Here is an 8,719-nt window from a genome sequence, read left to right on the forward strand (position 1 = left end):
AAAGTGCCGGCGGTGCTCAGGAGAGCACCTCCACCTCCGCAACGGCACCGCGGTAACGATTGTTGCCCACGCTGGGGAGGCTGGTGAGGTAGACCATCACGAAGCGGCTCTGCACCGCCTGCTCGGGGCGGAGCTCCACGCTGGTGCCCGCCTTCGGGTTGGCAGCCACCCGCGACCACCCGTCGATACCGGCCATCGGGGCCGTCGAGACCGACGGGTCGGCCGGCACCCGCAGCTCCACGCCCGTGGGCTGGCCCTGCAGGGTCACCTTCACGCCACTGACGTCACGGCGCTCACCCAGGTCGAGCACCAGCCCCACGCCCGGCTTCAGGCGCCCCATCTGGGCGCTGTTGAGGTAGACCAACGTCTGCCAGGCGGTCGCCGGATCGCCGTCGTGGGCCCGGGCCAGCTGTCCCGGGTTCTCCTCGCCATTGCCGCCGTCGGCGGTCGGGTCGAAATCCTCCACCGCGACGATCTCGACCGCCTCCGGCTGCTTGCCAGCAGCCCGGCCGTCGCCATCCGAACCACCCAGCACCAGCCGCAGCAGGCCGCCCAGGATCGCCAGCACCACCAGTGCCACCAGAACCCAACGCCAGCGCCACTGCTGCGGACGATGGGAGTGCATCCGCTGGGTGACCGCTACCGCCGCCCTGCCTTCGGGGACCTTGCCTTCGGAGACCTTGCCGCTCGCGCTCCTGCCGCCCGAGCCCTGGTCGTTCGAGCTCTTGTCGTTCGTGTCCTTGTCGTTCGTGTCCTTGTCGTTCGGGGCGGGCGTGCTCGGGGCCGGCGTGCTCGGGGTCGAAGGACTCGAAGGCGTGCGGTTCTCGTCCCGGGACAGCGGACCGGCCGAGCTCCACGCGGCGACCGGCGCAGCAGCCACCGCACCGACCGCCGGGGACAGCACCGTCGCACCGTCATTGTGGCCAACAGCCGCCATTCCCACGGCGGTCTCGGCCAGCGGACCGGTGTCCTCCTCCGCCTGGGGCGCCACCGGATAGCGCATCCGCCGCTCCAGGTCTGCGGCCGCATCCGCGCTGCCCAGCACCTGGGTCAGCGCCTTGGCCAGCTGGTTCGCGGTGCGCAGCGGCATCTGCTGACGACGCGGTTGGGCGGACAGCACCTGGTCACAGATCTCGTCGAGGGCAGGAGACACCCCCGCACGCACCTGGCGCGGAGTCAACCAGCCATGCTCATCGGTGGGGGCCGGCAGCAGCCCCCAGGTGCGCACCGGATGGCCGTCCTCGCCCACATCCCCGGCCACGGGCCAGCGTGCCACCAGGCTGGCATAGAGCACCTGGCCGATGGCGGTGACATCGCCCTGCTCCAGCTCGGACCAGGCCAGGGTCTCGTCGCCCGGCTGCGGGTACATCGCGGCCTCGATCAGCAAGCCGACGATCTTCACATTGCCCGTGGCGGTGATGATCACAGTGTCCGGGTTGATTCGCTGGTGGAACAGGCCCTCGGCGTGCATCGACTGCATCGCGTCGGCCAGCTCGCGCGCCACCCACGCCGCCTCCAACGCACTCAACGGGCCCTGGCGCAGCAGCCTCTCCAGCGACTCACCGGGCGCGAACTCGCAGACCACCAGCGACGGATCGGCCGTCTGCTCGCCCACCACCGCGTCCAGTACCCGCAGGAAGCGCGAGTCGGTGGCGAAAGCCGCCTTGCGGGCCGACTCCAGCACCCGCGAGGTGCGGGGATCGTCGTGGGCCAGCACGTGCACCAGCACCGAACGGGAGAGCTTCTGGTCGAAGGCACGCCAGGTCAGGGTGCCGCCACGCTGCGCGAGCTGCTGCTCCAGACGGTAGCGGCCGGCATGGACCTGCCCCGCCTGCACCACGGGTGATGCGGCCGGCACCTGCCCAACCTGCGCCGGCTCGTTGGTGGCCATCACCGGCTGCAGCGTCTGCGTCAGCTCGTCCTCACCGTCACTCATCACGTCCCCGTCCTGTGCTGTGCCACGGCCCAGCCTCACCTGGCCCCCGTGACGTTAGCCGATTCACGCCGTTCCCGTTGTACCTGTCTGATCCGCACGGCCGTCCCCGCCAGGAAGACGACACCGGAACAGATGATGATCAGCCACCCGACGCGCCCCGCCTGGGTGGCGGTCACCGTCAGGTTGCGCGGTGGCCCCACCGGCGTGCCCTGCGGTGTGACCAGCTGCGCCTGGACCCCCACCGGCCCGTTCGCGCGCGCATCGACGACCATCTTGACCGTCGTCCGCTCGCCGGGCCCCACCGAGTGCACCGCACTGTCGCGCACCTGGATGCGCTGCGGGTTCTCACTGGTGAAGACCACCTTGGCGTGCACCGTCTCGTCCAGGCCATTGCTGATGGTCACCGGCACCTGCTGCTCCGGGCCACTGGTGACGAAGTCCTCCACCACGTGCAACCGCACCGGCGCACCCGAGAGCACCTGGGTCTGCTCCTCGCGGACCCGCGCCAGCCAGGACAGCGCCTGGCCACGGTGGCGTCCCCACTCGCTGCTCAATGCCTGACCCAGGACCTGGTGGCCCAGCCTGTGGGGGTCCTCGCCCTGCCTGGCCGTCAGTTCGCCGCGGGCCGCCAGCTCGCCCTCAGCCGCGTCGAGCGCCGCCATCCAGGCCTGGTCGTTGACCCGTGAGGGGGCCTTGGCCAGCGCCAGCTTCGGAGCCTGATCTGCCGAGGAGAGCAGACTGGTGACCGGTGTCCGGGTGCGCCAGGGGGCCGCGGTCGTCTCGGCGCGGGCCTGCTCGGTGGTGGTCACCAGCGAGACCACCGGTTCCCGGGCCAGGAACTGCTGCGCCTGCAGGCCGGCCGCCACCTGGTCGGGTGTCGTCGACGGTTCAGGACCGGGCGCTCCGTTGAACAGGTCGGTGCGCACCCGCACCACGGCGGCGGGGCCGTCGGCGGTCAGCTTCTGCACCGCGGCCGTCGAGGCGGTGTCGGAGACCAGCACCAGGGATGGGGACAAGTTTCGCGCCGCCACCAGCGAGGCCTCGTCCAGCAGGCCACCGGCAGGAGCCAGGGCCAGCGGCCGGCCAGCCAGCAGGTGGCCATCGGGCAGGGGGGCGGCCGCGTCGGCCACCACCCGGGCGTGCCCACTGCCCGCAGCAAGCGCCAGGTCGGGGGTGCCGGCGGGAAGTCGCCACGTCTGTCCCTTCGCGACACGCGCCTCCACGCGGGCCAGGAAGTCCTTGGCAAGACGGCTTCCGGCGGTCGTCGAGGCCTGGGGCGTCGACCCCTTGGCAGCGCGCACCTGGTAGCCAGCGGCCATTGCCTGCAGGGAATCAACCAGGGTTGGATCCACCAGCAGGGCAGTGCCGGGCTGCTCGGCCAGAGTCATCAGGTCGGCCAGGCGCCCCTGCAGCTCCCCGGCCAGGTGGTCGTCGACGAAGACCTTCTCTCCCACCCGCGAAGGACGGCTGGACAGCTGGACCACTGCGGTGCTGGGGGCATGACGCACCGCACCGTCGTCGGGCGTGCGCACGAAGAAGGTGCGCGCTCGGCCCAAGGTCTGGTTCTCCTGCCCCAGTGGGATGCCGCGGACGTGCACCCCCACCAGATGGACGCCAGGCGCATCAAGTCCCAGTGAGTCCTCACCAGTGATTGCCGCTTCAACCGTGAAGGGGGCGCTCTGGCCCGGATCGAGAGTCAGCCTCCCCCCTGGAAAGGACTGGCTGATCTGGCTGCCCACGTCGGTGATGGTGAACACATTGCCGAGCTCGGGCGAGAGCAGCCGGGCACCGAGGGGCTGTTCGGGCGGGCTCCGGCGAGCTGCCTCCAGGCCCTCAGGAGTGGTGATCGCGGCCGAATCGCTCCACACATGCGCCTGGACCTCGCGCAGCGAGACCCCGCCGGTGTTCTTCACGGTGCCCACCATGCGCAGTCTCTGGCCAGCGGAGCCACTGACCGGTGCGGCATGCTCGATGCGCACCGTCACGGCCTGCTCGGCGGCGGGCGCCGCATGGGCAGGCGGAACCAAGGACAGGCCTCCCGACGGGACCAACAGCGGGCCAAGGGCCAACAGCACCACCGCGAGGACCGCCCCCAGGACGTACGGCAGCCTGCCCATGGCGGTGCCTGACGTTGGGGAAGTCACCGCTCAAGCCTAGTTGGCCCCGGTCTGTCGCTGCTGCCACCACGCGCGCAGCTCCTGCTCCGCACGCTCGGGGCCGAGCTGGCCCTGGTCGATGCGCTTCTCGAACAGGAACTTGTAGGCCTCGCCCACCTCGCGGCCCGGCCGCAGCCCGAGGATCTGCATGATCTGGTCCCCGTTGAGGTCCGGGCGCATCGAGTCGAGCTCCTCCCGCTCGGCCAGCACCTCGATGCGTCGTTCCAGGTCGTCATAGGCGGCACGCAGCCGGGCCGCCCGTCGTTGGTTGCGGGTGGTGCAGTCGCTGCGAGTCAGGATGTGCAGCCGCTCAAGCTGGTCCCCCGCGTCGCGCACATACCGTCGCACCGCCGAATCGGTCCAGGACCCGTCGCCATAGCCGTGGAAGCGCAGGTGCTGCTCCACCAGCTGGCTGACGGCCTTGGTCTGGTCGGTGGGGAAGCGCAACGCCCGCATCCGCTTGCGGGCGAGCTTGGCCCCCACCAGGTCGTGGTGGTGGAAGCTCACCGAGCCGTCGTCCTCGAAGACGCGGGTCGCGGGCTTGCCGATGTCGTGCAGCAACGCAGCCAGCCGCAGCACCAGGTCGGGCTGGTGGCCGCGGGACTTCTCCAGCGCGATGGCCTGGTCGAGCACCACCAGCGAGTGCACGTAGACGTCCTTGTGGCGGTTGTGCTCGTCCTGGGTCTGGCGCAGCGCCGACAGCTCCGGCAGCACCCGGTCGGCCAGGCCGGTGGTCACCAGCAGGTTCAGCCCCGGCCGCGGATGGTCGGTGAGCAGCAGCTTGGACAGCTCGTCGCGTACCCGCTCGGCGCTGATGATGCCGATCCGATCGGCCATCTCGGTCATCGCCCGCTGCACGTCAGGGGCAACGGTGAACTGCAGCTGGCTGGCGAAGCGGGCAGCCCGCATCATCCGCAGCGGGTCGTCGGAGAAGGACCGCTCGGCGGTGAAGGGGGTGCGCAGCACGCAGGCCGCCAGGTCGGCCAGGCCCCCGTAGGGGTCCACGAAACGCTGGTTCACCACGTCATGGGCCATCGCGTTGACCGTGAAGTCACGACGCACCAGGTCGCCGGCGATGTCGTCGCCGAAGTTCACCTCCGGCTTGCGGGAGTCCGAGCGGTAGATGTCGGCGCGGAAGGTGGTGATCTCGATCTGCCAGGTGGTGCCGGCCGACTTCTTCTGCGCGCCGATGGTGCCGAAGTCCTTGCCGATGTCCCAGACGGCCTTCGTCCAGCCGCGCAGCAGCTTCTCGATCTCGTCGGGGCGGGCGCTGGTGGTGAAGTCCAGGTCGTGCTGCAGCACGCCCAGCAGGGCATCGCGCACCGGCCCGCCCACCAGGTAGAGCTCGTGCCCGGCGGCCGCGAAGAGCTCGCCCAACTCGCCCACGACGGGGGTGCTCGCCAGCAGCTGGGCGACCTTGTCGGTCTGCTGGCTGGTCAGTGCGGGGCTGGTCTGTTCGTTCTGGGGCACCGCAGGAGTCTAACGGTCGGTGGCGGGGGGCTCAGGCAGCGACGGCCTTGCGTCCCGTGAGCGTCCGCACCGCGGCCAGGCCCAGGATCGCGACGGCCAGCACCCAACCCAGGATGTGGGCCCACAACGGGTCGGCGATGAAGACCAGCACCATGGCGGCCAGCACCGGCGCCAGCTCGCGCAAGCTCCACACGATGTAGCCGCCGAAGCTGGGCATTTCCCGTCCGGCCTCCTCGGCCACCGAGCGCACCATGAAATTGGGACCGTTGCCGATGTAGGTCATCGCACCGCAGGTCACCGCACCCAGGCTGATGGCCACCAGGTAGAGCTCGGGCACGCCGGCCACGCGCGGGTCCCCCGGCAGCTTGCTGGCCAGCTCGAAGAAGGTGGCATAGGTGGGGGCGTTGTCGAGCACCGCGCTCAGGCCGCCCGAGAACAGGTAGAAGGTGATCTCGTTCAGCGGCAGCTTCGGCGCGAGCGAACCCAGGTACTGCAGGGCCGTGATCATCGTCGCGAAGATGCCCAGGAAGAGCGCCGCCACCTCCAGGATGGGGGCCCAGCTGAACTCGTTGAGCTTCATCCGCACCTCGCGGCTGCCGGCGAACCAGCTGATGGCCGACAGCGCGATCATCGCGATCTCGCGCCAGGGCGTCGACAGGTAGGCGACCGAGGCAACCACGCCGGCCAGCAGGATCAGCTGCCAGGCCCCGTACAGCTTCAGCGGGACGACCTCGGTGCGGTCGCGCTCCAGGTGGGCCTTGTCCTCGCGGGCATAGAACATGTGGTCCATGCCGTGGTGGGCGGCCAGCAGCAGCACGTTGATGAACAGCCACTCCGGGAACAGGTTGAAGGTCCACGTGAAGGGCACGCCGCGCAGCATTCCCAGGAACAGCGGCGGATCACCCAGCGGGGTCAGCAGTCCGCCACAGTTGGCCACGACGAAGATCGCGAAGACGATCGTGTGCATCGCGTACTTGCGTTCCTTGTTGGTGTTCAGCAGCGGACGGATCAGCAGCATCGCCGCACCGGTGGTGCCGATGAAACTGGCCAGGACGGCGCCGATGGCCAGGAAGATCGTGTTGTTGCGCGGCGTGGCACGGATGTCACCGGCCAGGTGGATCCCGCCGGAGATCACGAAGAGCGACCCGAGCAGGCAGATGAAGCTGACGTACTCCTCCACCGCGTGCACCACCAGGTGGGGGTGGCCCGACAGCCAGACCCAGGCGACGACCGGCAGGCCGAGCAGCATGGCCACGCCCAGCTGCGTCCGCGGCTTCTCCCAGTGGTGCGCCAGCGAGGGCACCAGCGGGGCGATGGCGATGCACAAGAGCATCGTCGCGAAGGGAAGGACTGACCACCATGGCACCTGCATGGGGGTCATCTTGGCAGGTGTGTGCGATGTCGTGCGCCATCGGGGGTGCTGGCGTGTGGATCAGGCGGAGCTGCGCGTGGCGCCGATCGAGGCACTGATGACGCAGGCCATCGCCACCAGGTCGGTGCCGCTGAGCCGCTCACCCAACAGGATCAGCGCAGCCAGCGCCGCCACCGCCGGCTCCAGGCTCATGAGGATTCCGAAGACCCGGGTGGGCAACTTCTTGAGGGCCACTATCTCAAGGCTGTAAGGGATCGCCGTTGACAACAGGCCCACTCCCAGGCCCACCAGCAGCACCGGTACCGCCCACAGGGAGGCCCCACTGCTGTGCAGGGCCGGCGCCGTCACCACCGCCGCCCCGATCAGGCAGGAGAGCAGGAGGGCGTCGATGGCGCTCCAGCTCTCACCGACCTTTGCGGCCGTGAGGATGTAGCCACCCCAACAGGCGGCCGCCACCAGGGCGAAGGCCACCCCCAGCGGGTCGAGCGGGGTGGGAGTGATGCCGAGCAGGGCCACGCCGGCCAGTGCCAGCACCGGCCACAGCAGGTCGCGGGCATGGCGGGAGCCGAGCACGCCCACGGTGAGTGGGCCCAGGAATTCCAGGGTGACCGCGATGCCGACGGGTAGCCGGGCCAAGGCCTGGTAGACCGCGGCATTCATGCCCACCAGGCAGACGGCATAGGCCAGCAGTGGCATCCACTGATGGGCTTGCGCCGGCGTGGCGCTTGGATGGCGGCGCCGGTGTGCCCGCGTGGCGGCAGTGGCCAGCAACAGCACCAGGCTCGCCCCGACCAGACGCAGCCACAGCATTCCGAGCGGGCCGACCACGGGGAAGGTCTGCTTCGCGACGGTCGCCCCCACCTGCACCGACGCGCTCGACAGCAGCACCAGCACGATGGCGGCGCCGCTGGGGCGGGTCACGGGTTCAGGCACCAGGCCAGCCTTTCATGCGGCGCCGGGAAGCCCCAGCCCTGCTGAAAATGCCCCCTCAAACGGCCATCGATGGAATTTGAACGTGTCGGGTGCCGTATGTGTGGCAATTTCTGCGCGCCTGATGGGTCGGCACCTCACAGGTCAGTGTCCGAGGGCTTGGTCCAGGGCCTCACGGATGGCCCGCTCGTCGGCCCCGAGTTGCCGGGCGCGGGCCACAAAGGTCTTCGTCAGCGTCGTCAGTGCCGATCCCGGGTCCACTTGGGGGCGCCCGATCACTGTCGTGCCTGCACGGCGGGCCGTCGAGACGAACCCGGCGGCCTCCAGCTCCTTGTAGGCCCGCGCCACCGTTCCCGGCGCCACCCCCAGGTCTCCGGCCAACTGGCGCACCGGCGGCAGCTTCGATCCGTGCACCAGGCTCCCCGTGGTGATGGCGTGGGCGATCTGGCGTCGCAGCTGCTCGAAGGGTGGGGTCGGGTCGTGCTCATCCAGGGCGATGGGCAGGGTCACAGGACCGACCCCATCGCCGTGGCTCCCGAGGAGGGCACGGACTGCACAGGCATCCCCCGACCTGGCACCAGGAGCACCGAGATGGCCCAGGTGCAGGCCAGTAGGGCACAGAAGGCGGCGACCACCAGAGCGAGGGCCAGCCAAAGGAAAGGCTCCAGCGCGGCCATCGCGGCCAGCAGGGAACAGGCGACCAGGCTCCCGGCCACTCCGAGCAGGGCCGCGGCCGCCATGGCCTCCGCATTGCGCGTGCGGGCCTGGTCGTCGATCGCCACCACGACCGGGTCTGCACCATTGCGTGGCCGTCGCAGGACCAGGCCGAGACCCAGGCCGAGCGTGAGGAGTACG

General features: G+C 70.1%; 7 protein-coding genes. All 7 read right to left on the reverse strand.

Annotated elements, in window-relative coordinates:
- Window positions 1-16 precede the first annotated feature (16 nt).
- Window positions 17-1,936: a protein kinase family protein gene (locus tag ACHFFZ_RS07115; RefSeq protein WP_394275954.1), complete on the reverse strand. Its 1,920-nt coding sequence runs from the start codon at window positions 1,934-1,936 to the stop codon at window positions 17-19.
- A 35-nt stretch (window positions 1,937-1,971) separates the two neighbouring features.
- Complete coding sequence (locus tag ACHFFZ_RS07120) at window positions 1,972-4,053, reverse strand: DUF6049 family protein (protein WP_394275955.1); 2,082 nt, start codon at window positions 4,051-4,053, stop codon at window positions 1,972-1,974.
- Window positions 4,054-4,089: 36 nt separating this feature from the next.
- Window positions 4,090-5,562, reverse strand: coding sequence for a CCA tRNA nucleotidyltransferase (locus tag ACHFFZ_RS07125; protein ID WP_394275956.1), 1,473 nt, complete (start codon window positions 5,560-5,562; stop codon window positions 4,090-4,092).
- A gap of 31 nt (window positions 5,563-5,593) precedes the next feature.
- Window positions 5,594-6,943, reverse strand: a complete 1,350-nt coding sequence (locus tag ACHFFZ_RS07130; RefSeq protein WP_394275957.1) for a sodium:proton antiporter — start codon at window positions 6,941-6,943, stop codon at window positions 5,594-5,596.
- A 51-nt stretch (window positions 6,944-6,994) separates the two neighbouring features.
- Window positions 6,995-7,867 carry a DMT family transporter gene (locus ACHFFZ_RS07135; protein WP_394275958.1) on the reverse strand — a complete coding sequence of 291 codons (873 nt, stop codon included), beginning with the start codon at window positions 7,865-7,867 and terminating at the stop codon, window positions 6,995-6,997.
- Window positions 7,868-8,008: 141 nt separating this feature from the next.
- The gene (locus ACHFFZ_RS07140; RefSeq protein ID WP_394275959.1) at window positions 8,009-8,374 is read right to left on the reverse strand and encodes a GntR family transcriptional regulator; all 366 of its coding nucleotides are present in this window, start codon (window positions 8,372-8,374) and stop codon (window positions 8,009-8,011) included.
- Window positions 8,371-8,719 (reverse strand): hypothetical protein (locus tag ACHFFZ_RS07145; protein ID WP_394275960.1); only part of this gene is annotated, 349 nt, incomplete at its 5' end. The genes ACHFFZ_RS07140 and ACHFFZ_RS07145, both read right to left, overlap by 4 nt.

The sequence above is a fragment of the Luteococcus sp. genome, from assembly GCF_043424415.1.
In the GTDB taxonomy this organism is placed as follows: domain Bacteria; phylum Actinomycetota; class Actinomycetes; order Propionibacteriales; family Propionibacteriaceae; genus Luteococcus.

What these genes read in the sequence shown, in the direction of transcription:
- ACHFFZ_RS07115 (WP_394275954.1), bottom strand. Translation starts at nt 1,936, where the DNA reads ATGAGTGACGGTGAGGACGAGCTGACGCAGACGCTGCAGCCGGTGATG.
- ACHFFZ_RS07130 (WP_394275957.1), bottom strand. Translation starts at nt 6,943, where the DNA reads ATGACCCCCATGCAGGTGCCATGGTGGTCAGTCCTTCCCTTCGCGACG.
- ACHFFZ_RS07120 (WP_394275955.1), bottom strand. Translation starts at nt 4,053, where the DNA reads ATGGGCAGGCTGCCGTACGTCCTGGGGGCGGTCCTCGCGGTGGTGCTG.